The organism is Geodermatophilus sp. SYSU D01105, assembly GCF_054050095.1.
Map to the genome: position 1 here is coordinate 1 of NZ_JBJGYR010000050.1, position 1,019 is coordinate 1,019.

The window sequence follows — 1,019 nt, forward strand, 5'->3', positions numbered from 1 at the left end:
GACTCCCCGCCGATGCGGGGGGCGGATCCGGCGATCGTGCTGGTGCCCGGGGTGGGCATGTTCAGCTTCGGCGCGACCAAGCAGACCGCCCGGGTGGCCGGGGAGTTCTACCTCAACGCGATCACCGTGATGCGCGGCGCCGAGGCCGTGTCCAGCTACGCGCCGATCGACGAGGGCGAGAAGTTCCGCATCGAGTACTGGGCGCTGGAGGAGGCCAAACTCGCCCGCCTGCCGGCGCCCAAGCCGCTGGCCACCCGGATCGCGCTGGTCACCGGCGCGGCGTCGGGGATCGGCAGGGCGATCGCCCACCGGCTGGCCGCCGCGGGCGCCTGCGTCATCGTCGCCGACCTGGACCCGGCCAAGGCCACCGCCGCGGCCGCCGAGATCGGCGGCCCCGACATCGCCGTGGGCGTCGCGGCGGATGTGTCCGACGCCGAGGCCGTCGCCGAGGCCTTCCGGACCGCGGTGCTGGCCTTCGGCGGCGTGGACCTGGTGGTCAACAACGCCGGGCTGTCGATCTCCAAGCCGCTGCTGGAGACCACCGAGGCCGACTGGGACCTGCAGCACGACGTGATGGCCAAGGGCAGCTTCCTGGTCTCCCGCGCCGCGGCCGCGCTGATGATCGAGCAGGGCATGGGCGGGGACATCGTCTACATCTCCTCCAAGAACGCCGTGTTCGCCGGCCCGGCCAACATCGCCTACTCCTCCACCAAGGCCGACCAGGCCCACCAGGTCCGGCTGCTGGCCGCCGAACTGGGCGAGCACCAGATCCGGGTCAACGGCATCAACCCCGACGGCGTGGTCCGCGGCTCGGGCATCTTCGCCGGCGGCTGGGGCGCCCAGCGCGCCGCGGTCTACGGCGTGCCCGAGGAGGAGCTGGGCGCCTTCTACGCCCAGCGCACCCTGCTCAAGCGCGAGGTGCTGCCCGACCACGTCGCCGACGCCGTCCACGCCCTCACCGCCGGCGACCTGTCCCGCACCACCGGCCTGCACATCCCCGTCGACTCCGGCGTCGCGGC

Annotated in this window: 1 protein-coding gene; it reads left to right on the forward strand. The window is 73.5% G+C overall.

Annotated elements, in window-relative coordinates; translation table 11 throughout:
• Positions 1-36: 36 nt before the first annotated feature.
• The coding region (locus ACI79I_RS24310; protein ID WP_456995131.1) for an SDR family NAD(P)-dependent oxidoreductase at positions 37-1,019 on the forward strand (983 nt) is incomplete at its 3' end.